This window comes from Rhizobium sp. BK251, assembly GCF_004345245.1.
Taxonomy (GTDB): domain Bacteria; phylum Pseudomonadota; class Alphaproteobacteria; order Rhizobiales; family Rhizobiaceae; genus Rhizobium.
In genome coordinates this window covers 238,687-256,860 of sequence record NZ_SLUQ01000002.1, presented here as the reverse complement: position 1 = coordinate 256,860, position 18,174 = coordinate 238,687, and the positions used below count along the sequence as shown (strand labels likewise).

19 protein-coding genes are annotated in these 18,174 nt (G+C 62.2%); 9 read left to right on the top strand and 10 right to left on the bottom strand.

Going from position 1 to position 18,174, the window contains the following annotated elements; translation table 11 throughout:
• Position 1 precedes the first annotated feature (1 nt).
• The 5 genes from EV286_RS05155 to EV286_RS05135 all read left to right on the top strand — a co-directional run bounded on the left by EV286_RS05155 (position 2) and on the right by EV286_RS05135 (position 4,883).
• Positions 2-1,009 carry an ABC transporter ATP-binding protein gene (locus EV286_RS05155; protein WP_132955946.1) on the top strand — a complete coding sequence of 336 codons (1,008 nt, stop codon included), beginning with the start codon at positions 2-4 and terminating at the stop codon, positions 1,007-1,009.
• Positions 1,002-1,988, top strand: coding sequence for an oligopeptide/dipeptide ABC transporter ATP-binding protein (locus EV286_RS05150; protein ID WP_132955945.1), 987 nt, complete (start codon positions 1,002-1,004; stop codon positions 1,986-1,988). The genes EV286_RS05155 and EV286_RS05150 overlap by 8 nt, the downstream gene beginning before the upstream one ends.
• A 209-nt stretch (positions 1,989-2,197) precedes the next feature.
• The gene (locus EV286_RS05145) at positions 2,198-2,539 is read left to right on the top strand and encodes a hypothetical protein (RefSeq protein ID WP_132955944.1); all 342 of its coding nucleotides are present in this window, start codon (positions 2,198-2,200) and stop codon (positions 2,537-2,539) included.
• A 137-nt stretch (positions 2,540-2,676) separates the two neighbouring features.
• A complete protein-coding gene (locus EV286_RS05140) occupies positions 2,677-3,591 on the top strand; it encodes a sugar kinase (RefSeq protein ID WP_132955943.1) in 915 nt (304 codons plus the stop codon).
• Between the two features lie 128 nt (positions 3,592-3,719).
• Entirely contained in the window at positions 3,720-4,883 is a 1,164-nt protein-coding gene (locus tag EV286_RS05135; RefSeq protein ID WP_132955942.1) for a glycosyltransferase family 1 protein, read from the top strand.
• Between the two features lie 23 nt (positions 4,884-4,906).
• On the opposite strand, the gene EV286_RS05130 is transcribed toward EV286_RS05135, so the two are convergent.
• Positions 4,907-5,920 (bottom strand): alpha/beta hydrolase, encoded by a 1,014-nt coding sequence (locus EV286_RS05130; protein ID WP_132955941.1) that lies wholly within the window; start codon positions 5,918-5,920, stop codon positions 4,907-4,909.
• Positions 5,921-6,153: 233 nt separating this feature from the next.
• Here EV286_RS05130 and EV286_RS05125 point away from each other — a divergent pair, with 233 nt between their 5' ends.
• Positions 6,154-6,594, top strand: a complete 441-nt coding sequence (locus EV286_RS05125; protein ID WP_132955940.1) for a MarR family transcriptional regulator — start codon at positions 6,154-6,156, stop codon at positions 6,592-6,594.
• 42 nt (positions 6,595-6,636) lie between these two features.
• Here the strand turns inward: EV286_RS05125 and der are convergent, their stop codons facing one another.
• The 3 genes from der to EV286_RS05110 all read right to left on the bottom strand — a co-directional run bounded on the left by der (position 6,637) and on the right by EV286_RS05110 (position 9,459).
• Positions 6,637-8,067, bottom strand: a complete 1,431-nt coding sequence (gene der, locus EV286_RS05120; protein ID WP_132955939.1) for a ribosome biogenesis GTPase Der — start codon at positions 8,065-8,067, stop codon at positions 6,637-6,639.
• A gap of 17 nt (positions 8,068-8,084) precedes the next feature.
• On the bottom strand, positions 8,085-8,768 hold the full coding sequence (locus EV286_RS05115) for a tetratricopeptide repeat protein (RefSeq protein ID WP_132955938.1): 684 nt from the start codon (positions 8,766-8,768) through the stop codon (positions 8,085-8,087).
• A gap of 106 nt (positions 8,769-8,874) precedes the next feature.
• Complete coding sequence (locus EV286_RS05110; protein ID WP_132955937.1) at positions 8,875-9,459, bottom strand: NnrU family protein; 585 nt, start codon at positions 9,457-9,459, stop codon at positions 8,875-8,877.
• Positions 9,460-9,584: 125 nt separating this feature from the next.
• Between EV286_RS05110 and EV286_RS05105 the strand changes: the two genes are divergently transcribed.
• Complete coding sequence (locus EV286_RS05105; protein ID WP_132955936.1) at positions 9,585-10,571, top strand: polysaccharide deacetylase; 987 nt, start codon at positions 9,585-9,587, stop codon at positions 10,569-10,571.
• A 139-nt stretch (positions 10,572-10,710) separates the two neighbouring features.
• Positions 10,711-11,739 (top strand): methyltransferase, encoded by a 1,029-nt coding sequence (locus tag EV286_RS05100; protein WP_132955935.1) that lies wholly within the window; start codon positions 10,711-10,713, stop codon positions 11,737-11,739.
• Positions 11,740-11,796: 57 nt separating this feature from the next.
• On the opposite strand, the gene sbmA is transcribed toward EV286_RS05100, so the two are convergent.
• On the bottom strand, positions 11,797-13,062 hold the full coding sequence (gene sbmA, locus EV286_RS05095) for a peptide antibiotic transporter SbmA (protein ID WP_132955934.1): 1,266 nt from the start codon (positions 13,060-13,062) through the stop codon (positions 11,797-11,799).
• Between the two features lie 170 nt (positions 13,063-13,232).
• Positions 13,233-14,426: a YbfB/YjiJ family MFS transporter gene (locus EV286_RS05090; RefSeq protein ID WP_132955933.1), complete on the bottom strand. Its 1,194-nt coding sequence runs from the start codon at positions 14,424-14,426 to the stop codon at positions 13,233-13,235.
• Between the two features lie 155 nt (positions 14,427-14,581).
• Here EV286_RS05090 and EV286_RS05085 point away from each other — a divergent pair, with 155 nt between their 5' ends.
• Positions 14,582-15,169, top strand: coding sequence for a PadR family transcriptional regulator (locus tag EV286_RS05085; RefSeq protein WP_132955932.1), 588 nt, complete (start codon positions 14,582-14,584; stop codon positions 15,167-15,169).
• A 31-nt stretch (positions 15,170-15,200) separates the two neighbouring features.
• Here the strand turns inward: EV286_RS05085 and map are convergent, their stop codons facing one another.
• From map to EV286_RS05065, 4 genes are all read right to left on the bottom strand, one after another.
• Complete coding sequence (gene map / locus EV286_RS05080; RefSeq protein ID WP_132955931.1) at positions 15,201-15,959, bottom strand: type I methionyl aminopeptidase; 759 nt, start codon at positions 15,957-15,959, stop codon at positions 15,201-15,203.
• Positions 15,960-16,002: 43 nt separating this feature from the next.
• Positions 16,003-17,067, bottom strand: coding sequence for an LLM class flavin-dependent oxidoreductase (locus EV286_RS05075; RefSeq protein WP_132955930.1), 1,065 nt, complete (start codon positions 17,065-17,067; stop codon positions 16,003-16,005).
• A 148-nt stretch (positions 17,068-17,215) separates the two neighbouring features.
• The gene (locus EV286_RS05070) at positions 17,216-17,629 is read right to left on the bottom strand and encodes a DoxX family protein (RefSeq protein WP_132955929.1); all 414 of its coding nucleotides are present in this window, start codon (positions 17,627-17,629) and stop codon (positions 17,216-17,218) included.
• Positions 17,630-17,659: 30 nt separating this feature from the next.
• Positions 17,660-18,127, bottom strand: coding sequence for an SRPBCC family protein (locus EV286_RS05065; protein ID WP_132955928.1), 468 nt, complete (start codon positions 18,125-18,127; stop codon positions 17,660-17,662).
• Positions 18,128-18,174 lie beyond the last annotated feature (47 nt).

Below are 18,174 nucleotides of genomic sequence, written 5' to 3'. Positions count from 1 at the left end.
CATGTCCCAGCAAACAACAGACGATGCCCTTCTCGAACTGAAGGACTACTCGATCACCTTCGACACGCCGGATGGCCAGGTGAAGGCGGTTTCGAACATGAACCTGTCGATCAAGCGCGGCGAACGCGTCGCGATCGTCGGTGAATCCGGATCGGGCAAGAGCCAGACGTTCCTCGGCCTCATGGGCCTGCTCGCCAAGAACGGAAAGACCACCGGCAAGGCGCTGCTGGGAGGCAAGGACGTGCTTGCGCTCAAGCCGCGGGAACTCGACCAGGTTCGCGGCAAGGACATGGCCATGGTGTTCCAGGACCCCATGACGGCCCTGAATCCATCTCTGAGGATTTCGCGGCAACTCACTGAACAGCTTGAGGTTCATCGCGGCTTTACGGCCCGCGCCGCCTCTGCGGAAGCGCTCGACATGCTGAAGCGGGTCGGCATTCCCGACCCCACCCGGCGCTTCAGCCTCTACCCGCACGAGCTTTCGGGCGGCATGCGCCAGCGTATCGTCATTGCCATGGCTCTCCTCACGAAGCCGAAGCTCCTGATTGCGGACGAGCCGACAACCGCCCTCGACGTCACGATCCAGGCACAGATACTCGATCTCTTCAACGATCTGACTGCGGAGATGAACACAGCGCTCGTGATGATCACCCACGACCTCGGCGTCGTGGCCGGCCTCGCCGATCGTGTCGCCGTCATGTACGCCGGCCGCATCGTCGAAGAAGCGCCGGTGGACGAGCTCTTCGAAAACCCGGCACATCCCTATACGGCGGCGCTCCATGCTTCGATCCCGCGTCCCGACCAGGATGTCGACGACCTTGCCGTCATCCCTGGCCGGCCGCCGAACCTGCAGCACCTACCCAGGGGCTGCAGCTTCTCGCCGCGCTGTTCGATGGTGCAGGACGACTGTCTCGAGAAACCCCCGCAGCTTGAGGTTCTGGCGTCGCGCCACTGTGCCGCCTGCTTCCATCCGTTCCCGCGCCGCGAGGAGTTGCTGAGCCATGGCTGAACGATCGCTTCTCAGGGTCGAGCGACTGACGACCCAGTTCGAGATCCCGTCGAAATCATTCTTCAAGGGTCCGTCGCTGCTTACGGCGGTCAACGACGTCTCCTTCGAACTCAACGAAGGGCGCACGCTCGGGATCGTCGGCGAGTCCGGTTGTGGAAAGTCCACACTCGGCCGCTCGATCCTGCGCCTGCTGAAGTCGCAGAAGGGCCGCATCCTCTGGCAGGGGCGCAATCTTCTCGATCTCACGGACGAGGAAATGCGAGCCACCCGCCGCGACATGCAGATCATCTTCCAGGATCCGATCGCCTCGCTCGATCCCCGCATGACTGTCGGCGATATCATTGCCGAACCGCTCACGGTCTTCGAGCCGAAGCTCTCCCGCGCCCAGCGGCAGGACCGCGTGCGCGAGATCATGGCCGCCGTCGGCCTGGTGCCGGAGATGATCAACCGCTACCCGCACGAATTCTCGGGCGGCCAGGCACAGCGCATCGGCATCGCCCGTGCGGTGGTGACGAAGCCGAAGCTGATCATCTGCGACGAGCCGGTCTCCGCCCTCGACGTGTCCATCCAGGGTCAGGTCATCACGCTTCTGCGGCAGTTGCGCAAGGAGTTTGGACTGACGCTGATCTTCATCAGCCACGACCTCTCCGTCGTGCGTCTGATTTCGGACGACGTTCTGGTGCTCTATCTCGGCAAGGTCGTCGAGGCCGGCGACTGCGCCACGGTCTTCGATCGTCCTGCGCACCCCTATACGCAGGCGCTCTTCTCCGCGGCTCCGATCCCGGACCCGAAGCTTGCCCGCCTGCGCACTCGCATCCGTCTGCAGGGCGATCCGCCCTCGCCGCTCAATCCACCGCCGGGCTGCGTCTTCTCGCCCCGCTGCTGGAAGGCGACAGACGTCTGCAAGACGGCGATGCCGCCGACCGAGCAGGTACGTCCCGGCCAGTCGGCCGCCTGCTACCACATGGATCGGCCATAGAAATCCTGCTCTTTGGGGCATCCAGCAACGGCAGCAAGTCATTGCCGCCGTTGTTCTTTTCAGAGTCTTCACCACATGATGACGCGCCCGGCACCCCGCCCCTCTCGGAACCTTTCCCTTACCGGCGCAGTTCCTCCACCGTCAAAGACTAACAAGCGGCGGGATCAGAAACGGACATCGTACTCTTCCGCCGCACCATGGAGGTAAGCATGTTGAAGCTTCTTTCGACGACCGGCCTGGCGGCGACATTGGCGATCGGCTCTATGATAGTCCCGGCCGGTATCGCTCATGCCCAGGATGTGCAGTTGCAGATCGGCCCGGATGGCCTTCGCGTCTATGATGGAAACCGCGACCGTGACGACAACCGCTATCGCGAGGTCCGACGCGGCTGCGACGCCGAAGACGCAGAGGATGCTGCTCGCGATGCCGGCCTGCGCCGCGCCCATGTCGTGTCCATGACGCGACGCGCCGTCGTCGTTGAAGGCATGACGCGTGGCGGCCCTGACCGGATCGTCTTCGCCAACGTTCGCGGCTGCCCGGAAATCGGCTAAGCGCGCGCTTCGGAAGGCCCCGCCGTAACGGTGGGGTCTCGCTTTTCCCATCACTGATGCGTTAGCATCGACCTCCCTGCCTTGTCTCAATCCGCCGAGCCCGCTATCAGCAAGAGGTGGCAACGGAGGAGAGAGTAGTGGCTGGACGTTTCCTATCGATCGGCGAATGCATGGTCGAGCTGTCGCAGGCCGGCGATGGACTGCTGCGCAAGGGTTTTGCCGGGGATACATTCAATACCGCCTGGTATGCGCGCGCCTGCCTGCCCGCCGACTGGCAGGTGGATTATTTCACCGCGCTTGGCGACGATCAGATGTCTGCCGAAATGCTTGCCTTCATGGAAGCTGCCGGCATCGGCACCGCCGCTATCCGCCGCATCCGCGGCAAGACGCCGGGTCTTTACATGATAAACCTGAAGGACGGCGAACGCTCCTTCAGCTATTGGCGCGAGAGCTCTTCCGCGCGCCAGCTTGCTGCCGATGGCGATCGCCTGCGCGAGGCGATCGAAGCGGCCGACGTCGTCTATTTCTCGGGCATCACGCTTGCGATCCTGCCCCGCGAGGATGTCGACACGCTGCTTTCCGAACTTCGCCGCGCCAAGGCGGCCGGCAAGACCGTCGCCTTCGACCCAAATATTCGCCCCCGCCTTTGGCTTAGCCTCGATGTGATGCACACCACGATCAGCGAAGGCGCGCGCGCCTCGACCCTCGTCATGCCGAGCTTTGATGACGAAGCCGCGCATTTCGGAGACGATTCCATCGACAGGACGATCCTGCGCTATCGTGGCCTCGGCGCCATGAACGTGGTCGTCAAGAATGGCGCGGACGGCGTTACCCTCAACTTCGACGGCGAGCAGAGCTTCGTACCCGCCGCAAAGGTGAAGAAGGTCGTCGACACGACGAGCGCCGGCGACAGCTTCAACGGTGCCTTTCTCGCGCGCTACCTACAGGATGGCGATGCCCAGGCCGCGGCGCGTTTCGCGGTCAGGATCGCTGCCCGCGTGGTCAGCGAGCACGGCGCGCTTGTGGATCCGGAGAAGCTCCGGATCGCCTGACTGGAGCTGTAATATTTCCATCATATAAGCCCTTCAAAATACGGCCATGCGGGAATCGTCCCCACGATTTCCGTCTGGGGGTTGCGCCATCCGCATCGACGGTGGATGGCGCTGATGGAAATCGGAACATGCTTCAACGTCCGACGCATACCTATCAAGGCCAGAGCTGGGCCAATGCGACCGCTGCAGGTCTGCTGCCCGAGCGCCTGGTCATCGTGACCGACGCCTGGCATCCCCAGGTCAACGGTGTCGTGCGCTCGATCGAAAACACCAATCGCGAATTGGCGAAGATCGGTGTCGAAGTCTCGATGGTCACGCCGGAGCGTTTCAGCAGCATTCCCTGCCCGACCTATCCGGAAATTCGGCTTTCGATTGCCGGATACAGGCGTGTCGCCGCGGAGATCGAAAAGAGCAACCCTTCTTATGTCCATATCGCGACGGAAGGCCCGCTTGGCCTGACCGCGCGGCGCTGGTGCCTCAGGAACGGCATGCCGTTCACGACCAGCTACCATACGCGCTTCCCCGAATATGTCGCCGCGCGCCTGCCGGTGCCGAAGAGCTGGCTCTATGCCTTCGTCAGATGGTTTCACAATGGTGGCTCCGGATGCATGGTCGCCACGCAGAGCCTCGCGAACGAACTGAGGAACAAGGGCATCCGCAACCTCATGTCCTGGAGCCGGGGGATCGACGCGGAGCAGTTCAAGCCTGAACCGCTTGAGGAGAAGCCCTTTGGCCTGCAGCGCCCGATCTTCATGACCATCGGCCGCGTCGCGCTGGAAAAGAACCTGCCGGCTTTCCTCGATCTGGACCTGCCCGGATCGAAGGTGGTGGTCGGTGACGGCCCGGCGCGGGCGGAACTCGAGGCGCGATATCCGGATGTGTTGTTCACCGGCCCCAAGTTCGGCGCTGAGCTCGCCCATGCCTATGCGCAGGCCGACGTCTTTGTCTTCCCATCCCTGACCGATACCTTCGGAAACACGATATTGGAAGCGCTTGCCTCCGGCGTGCCGGTCGCCGCCTACCCCGTCACGGGGCCGCTCGACATCGTCGGACCCAATGCCAGCGTGGGCGTTCTGGACGAAGACCTGCGCAAGGCCTGCCTCGCCGCCCTCTCCCGCTCTCGTGAGGATGCACGGGAATTGGCGCTGACCTATTCCTGGGAAGCCGCGAGCCTTCAGTTCATCACCAATATTCGCGTCGCGAACGGGCGCCTCAAGCCGGTTAGGGCGGCATGGCGGAACGTGCGCCTTAAATGGAAAGGTCCGCGCGGAAGGCTCCGCCCGGACCTCTGATACTTCGCGCCTGCCTTCCGCTCTTACTCGGCGAATGTTTCCCGGAGAGTTTCGTTGGCGACCTTGACCGCGCCGCGAACGGCCGGGGTCTCGGCAATGGCATTCAGTAGCACAAAGTCGTGGATGGTGCCGTTAAAGCGCATGGAGGTAACCTTCACGCCCGCCTGGCTGAGCTTGCGGGCATAGGCCTCGCCCTCGTCACGCAGCACGTCATTCTCGTCGACGATGATCAGTGCCGGCGGCAGGCCGTTCAACTGTTCCAGCGAGGCCTGCAACGGAGAGGCTGTCGGCTCGTTCCGCCTGGATGCGTCCGGCAGATATGCGTCCCAGAACCATTTCATCGCAGCCTTGGTCAGCCACGGGCCATCGGCAAACTGGTTATAGGATCCCGTTTCGAAATTGGCGTCGGTGACGGGATAGAAGAGCACCTGCTGATCGATGGCCGGGCCACCGCGTTCCTTCGCAAGCAGGGTTACGGCCGCGGTCATGTTGCCGCCGACGCTATCGCCGACGACCGCGAGGCGGCTGGCATCGACGTTGAACTCGCTTGCATGCTCGGCCACATATTTCGTGGCGGCATAGGCCTGCTCGATAGCGATCGGATAGCGCGCCTCAGGCGAACGCTCGTAGTCGACAAAGATCACGGCGGCGTTTGCGCCATTTGCAATCTCGCGGACAAGCCGGTCATGCGTGTCGGCGTCACCGAGCACCCAGCCACCGCCGTGAAAATACATGACGACGGGAAGCGTACCCTCGGCATGGTCCGGGCGAATGATGCGGAGCTTGACGCTACCGGTCGGTCCGACCTTGATGACCTTGTTCTCGATTGAAGCGGGTAGCTTGTTCACGTCGATCTTCTGTGCGCCGGCGAGGACGTCGCGGGCATCGGCGGGCGACAGCGTGTAGATCGGTTTACCGCCGGCCAGCGAGTCGATGAACTTCTGCGTCGTCGGCTCCAGGACCGGCTCAGCTGCTGCGCTGACAGCGGAGACTGCCAGGATCGTTGCGGCGGAAAGCATGCTCTTGATCGGGGACATCGTCGGGTTTCCTTTTCTGTTGGTTTCGTCGTGAACACGTAATTTGTATCGCGCACGATAATTTATTTTGCGATATATTATTTCGCATGGCCGCTATGCGTTAATAGCGTCTACGATTATTTATCGCACGATGTATATTGCCGTGTTCGGACGCGCACCGTTGGTGCATGCGATGCTGCGGACTGACATTGGTTCTCTTTTCGGAACCGGATCATGCGCCAGGAACCATGACCATGAGTGACGACCCGCTTGGACTCGACAGTTTCCTCTGCTTCGCGATCTATTCGGTGACCCACGCATTGAACCGGGTCTACAAGCCGATCCTCGATGAGCTCGGGCTCACCTATCCTCAATACCTGGTGATGGTCGCGCTTTGGGAAAAAGACTGGCAGACCGTCGGTGGCATCGGCGAAAGGCTCTTTCTGGAGTCCAGCACCCTGACGCCACTCCTTAAGCGCCTCGAGGCAGCCGACCTCATCAGGCGCGAGCGGAGCAAGCAGGACGAGCGCCAGGTCCTGATCCGGCTGACACCACAGGGCAAGGCTCTCAGAGACAAGGCCGTTAATGTGCCTGCCTGCATCGTCGAGGCGTCCGGCACGACGGCCGAGAACGTTCAGCGCCTCAAGTCGGAGCTCGTCGCTCTGCGCAACGCCTTCGACAAGTCGGCGACGTGATGATGCGATCCGGCTTCAATTCGCCGGAACCGGGCCGGGAAATTACCGCTTCTTCTTCGTCTCGTAAGGATTGTCCGGCGAGCGGAAGTGAATGCGGATCGGCACCGACGGCATGGCGAAGTCCTCGCGCAGGCCGTTGATGAGATAGCGCACGTAGGACTCCGGCAATGCGCCGGCGCGCGTGCTCGAAATCATGAAGGCCGGCGGGCGCGTCTTGACCTGGGTCATGTACTTGAGGCGGATGCGGCGACCCGAGACGGCTGGAGGCGGATGCTGGACCTGCTTGGAATCCAGCCAGCGATTGAGCTTTGCCGTCGAGATACGCTTGTTCCAGACCCGGTCCGTGTCGACGATCGCCTGCATCAGCCGGTCCAGCCCGTCGCCGGTCTGGCCCGAGATCGGCACCGCACGGATACCACGCGCCTGCGGCAGCAGCCGGTCGGTCTTTTCGCGAAGATCTGCCAGAACCGCCTGGCGGTCCTCGATCAGGTCCCACTTGTTGAAAGCAAGGACCGCCGCACGCCCCTCGCGCAGCACGAGGTCCACGATATGCAGATCCTGCTTCTCGAAGGGTATGGTGGCATCGAAGACGATCACCACCGTCTCGGCAAAGCGAATGGCGCGCAGCCCGTCGGCGACGGAAAGCTTCTCCAGCTTCTCCACCACCTTTGCCCTGCGGCGCATGCCTGCAGTGTCAAACATCTTGATCGTGCGCCCACGCCAGGCCCACTCCACGGAGATGGAGTCGCGCGTGATACCCGCCTCGGGGCCGGTCAGCAGCCGGTCCTCGCCGAGGAAGCGGTTGATGAGTGTCGACTTGCCGGCATTCGGACGGCCGACGATCGCAACGCGCAGCGGCTTCGTCTCGTCGTAGGCCGGTTCTTCCTCGTCGTCCTCTCCCAGTTCGTCGATCTCGCCGGATTGAGGAATGTCGACATCGGTTTCCGCAACGTCATCCCGTTGCGGAAAGGCACGATCCTCGCCGAGCGCCTCGACGATCGCGTCGCGCAGGTCGAGCATTCCCTCGCCATGTTCGGCCGAGATCGGGCAAGGTTCGCCGAGCCCGAGCGTGAAGGCATCGTAGAAGCCACTGTCGGAGCCCCGTGCCTCGGCCTTGTTGGCAACGAGCACCACCTTCTTGCCATGCCGGCGCAGCATCTCGGCAAGCGTCTGGTCGACAGGCGTCAGGCCAGACTTGGCATCGACGACAAAGAGCGTCAGGTCCGCCTCGTCGATCGCCGCCTCGGTCTGCGCGCGCATGCGCCCCTGCAACGTCTCTTCCGCGGCCTCTTCCAGGCCTGCGGTGTCGATGATGCGGAATTTGAGGTCGATGAGACGCGCGTCTCCCGGCCGCCGGTCTCGGGTCACGCCGGGCGTGTCGTCTACCAGCGCCAGCTTCTTGCCGACCAGCCGGTTGAAAAGCGTCGACTTGCCGACATTCGGACGACCGACGATGGCGACCGTGAAACTCATCCAGTTTTCCTTCAGGTTCAGCCCTGCGCGACGGGCGCCTTGCCGGATGCCGTGATGATATCAAGCATCATCTGTGCACGGTTGGCAACATTGCGCGGCGCCTGCGGATCGTCGACGATCTGCTGGAACCACTGACGAGCCTTTACCGCGTCGCCGGCCTTGTAGGCCGCAAGGCCGAGGGCCTCCCGGGCGGAGTGGCGAAGCGCGTTCTGGGGAACGGCCATTTCCTCGACTTCGGCGGAAACCTGCTCATAGGTGCCGTTGTCGACGAGCAGCCAGCCTGCACGAAGGCGGGCTGCCTCCCGCACGGCGGCAGGGATAGCCGTATCCTTGCCGATCTCGGTGAAGGCCGCGACTGCGGCAGCGGTATCGCCCTTTTCCGCCTGCAGCGTGGCCGCGCGCATGCGAGCCAGCACCGGATAGGCGCCATGGCCATCCTTCTCGAGCTGGGCAAGCGCAGCGAGGGCCTCGTCGGTCTTCTTCTCGTCGGCGAGCTTCAGGGCGGCCAGGAACTTGTCGCCCGCTCCGGAAGAACGATGGTCCTGCCAGTATTCGTAGCCGCGGTAACCGGCAGTGGCGAGGACGAGTAGAACGGCAGCCCCGACGACGTAGCCGCCGAAGCGCCGCCACACGTTCCGGGCGTGGTCGGAGCGTAGCTCCTCGTTGACCTCACGGATAAAGCTGTCGTCGTTGAATGCCATTCTCGTCTCCGCCCCTGAAAAAACAGGTTCGCGCCCGCGCGCAACACATAGTGTGGCGCCTTCTACTCCATTTTGCGGCCGTTGTAAGGGGGAAGCGCAGAAATCGTCACATGACGAGCGGCGAAACCCCGATCAACCACACATGGAGCCTCCAGATGATGAGCGCCCAGGCAACTACACCTATGATGATCGCATAAATATCGTATTTCGCCGAGACGAACGGACGCAGCTTGATCTCGCCCGCGCGCTCGCGCCGCTTCAGCGAAATGCGCAGGATCACGCCCCAGGCCAGAAACGCCGCAAACAGCAGGACAGCAGAGGTCTCCCCGTTCGCAAGCAGATGCGCAAGGGCCCAGATCTTCACGGAAAGCACCATCGGATGCTTGGCCCTCACCGCGATATGCCCCGCCGGCAGCAGCGAGGCGGCAAGACAGATCATCGCAAGCAGCATCAGCGTCAAGGCGATATGCGCCATCCAGATCGGAGGCGTATAGAGGATTCCGGTCTGCAGGCGAGCCTGGCCGAAGGCATAGATCAGGAAAACGAGCGTTGCGATGCTGGCGAGCGAGTAGATGCCCTTCCAGCCGTTCTCACCCAATGTCGCGATCATCGACTGGCGGAAGCCGGGCACGAAGACCCGGATCAGGTGAATGCCCAGGAAGAGAATAAGGCTGACAATCAGTAATCCCATGAATGAAACCCCGTTTACGTGCTGTTATCCAATAACGGCCGGAATGCGTTGAAAAATTGCGATCCACCCCAGCTTCGCCGCATTCCTGCAACAAGGAGCTTTCGAAGCAGATTGCCACGGTCCCCATGTTTCGAGTCATTTCGCTCTTTTCTATCGTTCTTTCCTTCGTCGTGCCAGCGAGCGTCAGCGCCGCCGAGAAACCAAAGCAGCTGCTGCTGATTTCGTTCGACGGCGCCCATGACAACGCGCTGTGGGCGAAGAGCCGCGAGATTGCCGCGCGCAACGGAGCGCACTTCACCTATTTCCTCTCCTGCACGTTCCTGATGAATCAGGATGCGAAGAAGGCCTACCAAGCCCCTCACCAGAAACGCGGAAGGTCGAATGTCGGCTTCGCGCAGAGCGATGACGAAATCCGCCTGCGGCTTGGCAATATCTGGCACGCCCACCTCGAAGGCCATGACATCGGCAGCCATGCCTGCGGCCACTTCGACGGCAGGGAGTGGTCGCAGGCCGACTGGTCGCATGAATTCGCGACCTTCCACGTCACGCTGACCAACGCCTGGAAGAGCGTCGACCTGCAAGCGCCTGATGGCTGGCGCGAGCTCGTGGACCACGGCATCAAGGGCTTTCGCGCGCCCTACCTTTCGACGAGCGAAGGCGACGGCCTGATCGCGGCAGAGAAGGCCGCGGGTTTCGGCTACGATGCCAGCCTCGTCACGAAGGGGCCGGCACTTCCGGTCGACAGGGACGGTATCGTCGGCTTCGGCCTGCCATTGATCCCTGAGGGGCCGCAGCACCGGCCGGTGATCGGCATGGACTACAACCTCTTCGTCCGCCATTCGATGGGCGTCGAGAACAAGACCAATTCGGCAGCTTTCGAAGAGCGCGCCTACGACGCCTTCAAGGCCGCCTTCGACAAGCAGTATGACGGCGAGCGCATTCCGCTGCAACTCGGGTTCCACTTCGTGGAGATGAACGGCGGCGCCTACTGGCGCGCCCTCGACCGGCTGGTGAGCGACGTCTGTCACAGGCAGGACGTCGCCTGCGTCAGCTATTCGGAAGCGATCCCCCTCATCGCAGCCCGCAAGACCCAGCAAGCCTCGGGCCTCTGAACCCTCCCCGCAGCGCGGCAACCGGCCCCACGCAACGCGCAGGCAACTGCGCTGTTGCGCGCATTCTTTCCACACGCCGCTTGTGATAACCTCCCGAGGTGCTTCGGGATGATCCGAGCACGAGCAACGGGGAAGCCGGATGTCGAAGGTCGATGCGGGAATGGATGCATTGGCGGACATGGCCTTCCTGATCCGGGCGCTCCAGATGTCGAGAATGATCGAGGTCATCTGTTCGCTCGGCCTGCCGGACCATCTGGGCGAAGGACCAAGGCCGTTGGACGAGCTGGCGGCGGAGTGCGGCGCTGATCCGCAGGCGCTGCTGCGCCTGTGCCGGGCGCTTGCGGCCTTCAAGATTTTCAGCCTCGATGAAGCTGGCAATATCAGCCATACCGAGCGCTCGCATCTGCTTCGCGCCAATGCCAGCCCCACGCTCCATCATGCCGCCCGCTACTGGGGAATGCGGAGCACCTGGTCCGTCTGGGGCCATCTGGAACAGGCAATCCGCACCGGCAACGCCCCCTTCGAAGCCATCTACGGCATCCCCTTTTTCGAATACCTGAAGGCGCACCCGGCCGAATCCGATGTCTTCAACAGCTTCATGCAGCATAGCCCCGATGACCGTCATGCGGCGGTGGTCGAGGCCTACGATTTTTCCACTGCCGGCGTGGTGGTCGACATCGGCGGCGGCAGCGGCGCACTGCTGAACGCCATACTTTCAGCAAATCCGCGCGCCGAAGGGATATTGTTTGACCAGGAGGCCGTCGTCGCGCTCGCAGACGGCGTGCTCGGGACTGTGGCGGAGCGCTGCAAGACGCATGCAGGCAGCTTTTTCGACAGCGTGCCGAGCGGCGGCGACGTCTACACCCTCTCGCAGATACTCCACGATTGGAGCGACGAGCACTGCCTGACGATCCTCAAGAACTGTCGCGCAGCCATGCACAACGACGCGCGGCTGCTGGTTGTAGAGCGGATTCTCGAAACGGCGCCGGATCGCGCCAATCCGCTGAACTTCCTCTCCGACATTCACATGATGATGCTCTTTCCGGGCGCCAAGGAGCGCACGCCGGCGGAATTCACAAAGCTCTTTCGCGAAGCGGGTCTTGCCGATCCGCGCATCATCGCGACCCGTTCCGCCTTCTGCATCATCGAGACACGCGTACGCGGCTGATCGGGCCGCCGCTCGGCGCAGCGGCCCGCAGATGACGCATTGACGACAAGCGTCGGATCAGGCGTCGACGTTTTCCTTCATCGCCTGCCGCTCGAGGAAGTGCCGGTCGATGGACGGGAGCGGTTCGTCGTCGATCGCCGATTCAAAGGCGCGAAGGCGTTTGTAGATGGAGAGCAGCTCGACGATCGTCGACCAGGAGTTCACGAGGTACTGGAAGGATTCGCGCACCTGACCGAAGACGTTCAGGATCTGGTTCATCACGCCGAGCGTCAGCTTGCCCGCGACGATCGAGGGGACGAGAACGAAGGTGCCGAACAGGTTGTCCGCCTGCAGGTAGAAGATGCGGGCGACGTTGAAATACATGTAGTGGAAATAGAGGCGGAAGTAGTTCTTGCGGACGTTGGCGAAGAGTTCGGCGACCGAAATCGGATCGGCGCGGTTGGGATTGTCCTCGCCATAGACGAGTTCCTTGCGGTAGGCGGCCTCGACGCGCTGGTTGCGGAATTCGAGACCCGGCAGCTTGATGCCGACCACCGCGAGAAACACGGTACCGAAGATCGACCAGAGCACAGCCGCCCAGACCAGCGCATGCGGCACCGTGCCGATGAACGGCAGATCGGTCACCTGGTTCGAGAAGTTGAAGAGGACTGGAAGAAAGGCGATCAGCGTCATGACTGAGCTTACGAGGTTGACGCCGAGGCTCTCGACGGTCGTCGAAAAGCGCATCGTATCTTCCTGCACGCGCTGGGATGCACCCTCGATGTAGCGCAGCTTCGGCCAGTGGGTCATGTAGTACTGGTTCATCGCCGTGCGCCAGCGGAAAATCCAGTGGCTGACGAAGAACAGATTGAGCACGCCGATGGTCACCGCCACGAAAGCAATGCCGGCAAAGCCGATCATGCCCGAGTAGAGCTGCCCCGCCGTCACCGGCGCCGTCTTGGCAAGCGCCTGCTGGATGAGGTCGTAGAAGGGACCATACCACGCGTTGATCGCGACGCTCACCTGGACCGAGAAGTAGGTGTTGAAGATGATGAGAGCCGTTCCGAGCACCGACCAGTATTGCCAAGGATGGGGCCTGAACCGAAACCAGAACGCCGCAAAGATCGCCACGACGATGGCGTAGTAGATGTAGAACCACAGGAACGGCGGCGACCAGAATACCGACACGCCGATGGTCGGCTCCTGTCCCGGCGGAAGCGGTGGTAACCCGATCGCCGAGCCTGCACTATACCCACCGAGATACCATACGATCACGGCAACAAGGGTCCAGGCGATGGCAGAAGGAAAGAACAGTTTCGGCTTGGGAAAGTAAGATTGGAACACGGAGGCGTGGCTTTCTTCGACGGGGGCTGCGCAGCGCGAAGCAGTTGACTGCCGCGAAACTAAGGCAGTTCCCACAATGCGGCAATGGCATCACCCCATTGTTACGCATTTGTAACTGCGCCGGGCCTCCGGCCTGCACACCATCTGGTGCCTGTTGGAAAGGACCGTCTTCAGTGTCCGTGACGAAGTCTCGTCATGACCGGCACGACCAGAGCGACGCATAGGGCAAGCACCACCGCAGCGATCATTGTCGGCAGTTCGAAGCTGCCGGTCGCCTGCGCGATCCATCCGGCAACGATCGGCCCGATGATCTGGCCAAGCCCGAAGGCCGCGGTCATCGTCGCCAAAGCCCGACGCGGACTTGCCGGTGAAAGCCGGCGCCCGAGCTGAAGCCCGTAGGCCGTGATCGCCAGAAACGTGACGCCGAAAAGCGCGCCGCCGACGAGTGGCGCGACCGAACGCGGCAGCAGCACCGTTGCGAGTACACCAACAATCTCGACCAGCATCGCCGCGACATAGGTACCGCCCAGATCGAGCGAGCGAACCAACGGCTTCCAGAGGAAGAGCGAAACGGAGGCCGCGATGCCCGCGATGAACCAGCAGAGAAACTCTACCGTCTGGCCGGCCGCTGCCATGCGCGCGATCGTCACCAGGAAGGTCGCGGTGATCACGTAACCGAAGCCGAAGAGCCCGTAGGAGGTGGTGAGCAATACCATCGGCCGTGTCCAGCGCAGCGGCGGCTCCTTCTCTGCATGCGCGGAACGAACGGGGCCTGCCGGCAGCAGATACCAGACAGCGACGAGAGCAACGGCCGCGATCACGGCGCCGCCAAACCAATCGAGACGCCAGCCGCCTGCTCCGTCATGGAAGAAGAAACCGATCAGCGCGACCATTACCGATGAGAGCGCGATGCCTGCGCCCGGCCCGCCGAAATGGGCTGCCTGCACATGGTCGTTTCCGGCGGCCGCACCGTGGCTGAGGACGATCGAGGAGGTGAAGATCATGGCAAAGGCGCTCGCGACGCCGGCCAGAAAGCGGATGACCGCGAAGGCGGCGACACTCGCCGTCATGCCCATCGCCGCTAGGAGCACAGCGGTGGCAAGCAGCGAAAGCAGCGCCACGAGCCTCTCCCGTCCAGCCGCCCAGCCATAGGCGGCAAGGACCGCCCCGACGAGATAGCCGACGAAGTTCGCCGAGGCGACGAAGCCCGCATCCGCCGCCGAAAGCGGAATTCCGCTCATCATACCGGGCAGGATCGGCGTGAAGGAAAATCGACCAAAACCCATTGCGGAAGCCATCGCGATGGCGCCTGCGGCAGCTGTGAAGAAGAGATCGGTGGGAGAATTTTCGACGCGAACGAGCATGGCCCTGTATCGCGCTGCAGCATCGCAGGGACAACCGACTAATTCTGATTGATCGATCAATTCCGCAAAAGCATCACGGCACTTGCAACGTTATATCTTACGATATATGTTTTACGACATATCCAACGATGCATCTAACGATGAAGGAGTAAACTATGAGAGGTTTCAAAGGTGGAATGTTCGGAGAAGCGGTACGCATGGGCATGGGGCGAAAGTTCTCGGCCGGCGACCTGCAGCTCGTGCTGCTTGCGCTGCTCGATGAGCGGCCGCGACACGGCTACGAACTGATCAAGACGCTGGAGGAGCGTTCCGGGGGGTTCTACGTGCCGAGCCCCGGCGTCATCTATCCGGCGCTGACTTATCTCGAGGAGACGGGTCTGGCGGAGGTGGAGAACGAGGGCACGAAGAAGCTCTACAAAATCACCGAGAGCGGCAGGCAGCGGGTCGAGGAGAACCGGCAGATGATCGAGCACACGTTGAGCAAGCTTGAGCGCATGGGCGAGAAGATGGCCTTCGTCAACCGCATGTTCGACCCTCAGCAGCATGGTCGCCACCGGGAGAACGACGAGGACGAGGAGTTCATGCGCGACAATGGAGACATCCGCGCCGCGCGGCAGTTGCTGCGTTCGGCGCTGAGGATGCGCTATCCGTGGTCGCCAACGGAAGCCGCCCGGATTTCCGGAATTCTCGAACGCGCTGCGATGGAAATCCTGCAAGGCGGCAAGCCCGATCCGCAGGCCTGAGCACGGTCCCTGCCCTCGATGGGCCTGGATATCAGCTGCGGTCGTCCGGCAGCGTCAGGATGATGGGTCCGCTGCTGGTCGCGACGACCGTATGCTCGAACTGCACCGTCGGCGCGCGCGGATCGCTGTAAAGCGTCCAGGCATCGTCGCCGCCGTCGGCCCAGGTTGCGCCGAGCGACAGGAACGGCTCGACTGTGAAGACAAGCCCGTCAGTCATGATGCGCTTCTCGCTTGGATCCGCCCAGGTCGAAAGCTCGGACGGCTCCTCGTGCAGCGAACGGCCGATACCATGGCTCGCGAGGTTGGTAACGAGCGTATAGCGGTTCTTCTGGGCGAAGGCGCCGACGGCCTGGCCGATCTTGGCCAGCGGCTGGTTGCTGCGTACCTGGTTGAGACCGACCCACAGCGCGCGCTTGCCGTCACGACATAGCTTCTCGATCTTCGGCTTGACCGGCGCCACCGCAAATGAGGCGCCGGTATCGGAAAAGAAGCCGTCCTTCTCTGCCGAGACGTCGAGATTGACCAGATCGCCAGGCTGGATGACCCGTGTACCGGGTATGCCGTGGGCGACCTCCTCGTTGACGCTGATGCAGGTTGCGCCCGGAAACTGGTAGCACAGCTCCGGCGCAGAACGCGCGCCGGCATCCTCCAGCACCTTGCGGCCGATATTGTCGAGCTCGATCGTCGTGATGCCTGGCCTAAGCGCAGCCGCCATGGCCTGCAAGGCATTGGCACAAATGCGGCCAATCTCCTTGAGCTTGGCCAGTTCGTCGTCGTTGCTGACAATCATGAAGGGTTTCCGGCGATCATCTGGGCAGCGGAAGCCGCTGCAGCTACGCCGAGGCTTTGGCGTCTTCCTCCGCCCCAGTCAACGCCTTTCTGACGAGTGGCGCGACTTTCGTGCCGTAGAGCTCGATACCGCGCATGATCTGGTCATGCGGCATCAGCCCGATTGCCATCTGCAGCAGGAAACGGTCGTTCCTGAACAGCCGGTGATGCGCGATGATCTTCTCCGCGACCGTCTCCGGGTCACCGACGAACAGCGCTCCGTTCGGGCCACGAGACATGTCGAAATGCGCCCGGCTCGTCGGACCCCAGCCACGTTCACGGCCGATGCGGTTCATCACCTCGGCCTGCGGGCCATAGAACTGGTTCGCGGCGACGGCGGTCGTATCGGCGATGAAGCCGTGGACGTTGATGCTGGTCTTCAGCTTTGCAGCGTCTTGTCCGGCGCGGCGTGCCGCCTCACGATAGAGATCGAAGAGCGGCGCAAATCGCCGCGGCTCCCCGCCGATGATGGCAAGTGCGACCGGAAGGCCAAGCGCGCCGGCACGGGCGACCGATTGCGGCGTGCCGCCGACTGCGATCCAGACGGGAAGCGGATCCTGCAACGGACGCGGATAGACACCGCGATCATGGATCGGCGCGCGGAGCTCTCCCTCCTCCCAGTTCACAGTCTCGCTTTCCCTCAGCGCCAGGAGCAGATCGAGCTTTTCCTCGAAGAGCTGATCGTAATCCTCGAGCTTGTAGCCGAAGAGCGGGAAGGATTCGATGAAGGAGCCACGGCCCGCCATGATTTCCGCGCGCCCGTTGGACAACAGGTCGAGCGTCGAGAACTGCTGGAAGACACGCACCGGATCATCCGAAGAAAGCACGGTGACGGCACTTGTGAGGCGGATGTTCTTCGTCTTCACCGCGGCAGCAGCAAGGGCAACGGCCGGCGCCGAAACGGCATAGTCGGGACGGTGATGCTCGCCGAGCCCAAAGACGTCGAGGCCGACCTGGTCGGCAAGCTCGATTTCCTCGATCAGTTCCTTCAGCCGGCGCGCACCCGCAGGACCCTTGCCGCCTGCAGGATTCGGATCGACATCCGCAAATGTATAAAGTCCAAGCTCCATCGGCCTTCATCCCGTTCAATCTGCAGAAGGAGATAAGGATGCGACGTATCTGTGGCAAATATAAATTCTGGAATGAATTGTTCGAGAATGTCGATGGGCTGCCGCGCCAACTTGCGCGGCAGCTAAAATGAAATGCCGTTCAATCACTTCAGAGCTTGAACGGAATCATTCTTCGAACCGCCTCATAGCGGAGATACAGCCCGCCCCACGCCATAAGGCCGAGATAGACCCCGAAGAGCAGGTGCGAGAAGACAGGGCTTCCAACTCTCAGATGCGTCGCAATCGCTCCCCCGAGCAACCCCGTCAGGAGGATGGCCCCGAGGACGGACGTCCTCGGAATGGCATAAAGGACCGCGCAGGCGAGCGTGATGACGCCGAGCGCGCGGGCAAGCACCGGATCGCCGGAATAGCCAAGCGCCGTCAATGTGTCCGTCACCGGCGCGATCGGCACCAGCTTGATCGCTCCATCGAAGATGAGAAAGACGACGATCAGCCCGCTGAGCACGGTACCTGTAATCGTCTGCCAGCGCGGCAGCGGCGTTGAATCGATGACATAGGACATCGCTCTATCCTCCCGTTTCGACTCTGGAATTCACAGCTTGGCGACGACCGCGGCCAGCTGATCGGCAGCCGTGCCCCAGCCCTCGTGGAAGCCCATCTTTTCGTGGGCCTCCTTGTCCTCGGCCGTCCAGTGCAGTGCCTTGGCCGTGTAGCGCGTGCGGCCGCCCGGAAGTTCCTCCAGAAGCACGACTGCGGTCATGAACGGCTTTTCCGAGGGAACCCAGGCGCTCGTATATGCATCGGTCAGCACGATCTTCCTGTTTTCCACGACCTCCAGATAGACGCCGTAGTTGGGGATCTTCTCCCCCTCGGGACCTTCCATGAGCACATAATTGTTGCCACCGGTGCGCACGTCGAGCTTTGCGTCAGTCACCTTCCAGGGCAGCGGGCAGAACCATTGCTTCAGGAGTTCGGGATCCGTCCAGGCCCTGAAGATCTTCGCGGGCGACGCGTCGAACTCGCGGACGAGTACCAATTCATGCTGCGTATTCGTAGTCATCGTCTGTTCTTCCTCTCAATTTGAACAGTGCTTCTCTGCGTGTGCCC

Excerpts from the sequence above, each read along its gene's own strand:
- EV286_RS05135 (WP_132955942.1), top strand. The coding sequence starts at position 3,720 with ATGCTTCAACGTCCGACGCATACCTATCAAGGCCAGAGCTGGGCCAAT.
- EV286_RS05145 (WP_132955944.1), top strand. The coding sequence starts at position 2,198 with ATGTTGAAGCTTCTTTCGACGACCGGCCTGGCGGCGACATTGGCGATC.
- EV286_RS05110 (WP_132955937.1), bottom strand. The coding sequence starts at position 9,459 with ATGGGATTACTGATTGTCAGCCTTATTCTCTTCCTGGGCATTCACCTG.
- EV286_RS05100 (WP_132955935.1), top strand. The coding sequence starts at position 10,711 with ATGTCGAAGGTCGATGCGGGAATGGATGCATTGGCGGACATGGCCTTC.
- EV286_RS05115 (WP_132955938.1), bottom strand. The coding sequence starts at position 8,768 with ATGGCATTCAACGACGACAGCTTTATCCGTGAGGTCAACGAGGAGCTA.
- EV286_RS05125 (WP_132955940.1), top strand. The coding sequence starts at position 6,154 with ATGAGTGACGACCCGCTTGGACTCGACAGTTTCCTCTGCTTCGCGATC.
- EV286_RS05105 (WP_132955936.1), top strand. The coding sequence starts at position 9,585 with ATGTTTCGAGTCATTTCGCTCTTTTCTATCGTTCTTTCCTTCGTCGTG.
- map (WP_132955931.1), bottom strand. The coding sequence starts at position 15,959 with ATGATTGTCAGCAACGACGACGAACTGGCCAAGCTCAAGGAGATTGGC.
- EV286_RS05070 (WP_132955929.1), bottom strand. The coding sequence starts at position 17,629 with ATGTCCTATGTCATCGATTCAACGCCGCTGCCGCGCTGGCAGACGATT.
- EV286_RS05075 (WP_132955930.1), bottom strand. The coding sequence starts at position 17,067 with ATGGAGCTTGGACTTTATACATTTGCGGATGTCGATCCGAATCCTGCA.
- EV286_RS05065 (WP_132955928.1), bottom strand. The coding sequence starts at position 18,127 with ATGACTACGAATACGCAGCATGAATTGGTACTCGTCCGCGAGTTCGAC.
- EV286_RS05085 (WP_132955932.1), top strand. The coding sequence starts at position 14,582 with ATGAGAGGTTTCAAAGGTGGAATGTTCGGAGAAGCGGTACGCATGGGC.
- der (WP_132955939.1), bottom strand. The coding sequence starts at position 8,067 with ATGAGTTTCACGGTCGCCATCGTCGGTCGTCCGAATGTCGGCAAGTCG.
- EV286_RS05090 (WP_132955933.1), bottom strand. The coding sequence starts at position 14,426 with ATGCTCGTTCGCGTCGAAAATTCTCCCACCGATCTCTTCTTCACAGCT.
- EV286_RS05130 (WP_132955941.1), bottom strand. The coding sequence starts at position 5,920 with ATGTCCCCGATCAAGAGCATGCTTTCCGCCGCAACGATCCTGGCAGTC.
- EV286_RS05155 (WP_132955946.1), top strand. The coding sequence starts at position 2 with ATGTCCCAGCAAACAACAGACGATGCCCTTCTCGAACTGAAGGACTAC.
- EV286_RS05150 (WP_132955945.1), top strand. The coding sequence starts at position 1,002 with ATGGCTGAACGATCGCTTCTCAGGGTCGAGCGACTGACGACCCAGTTC.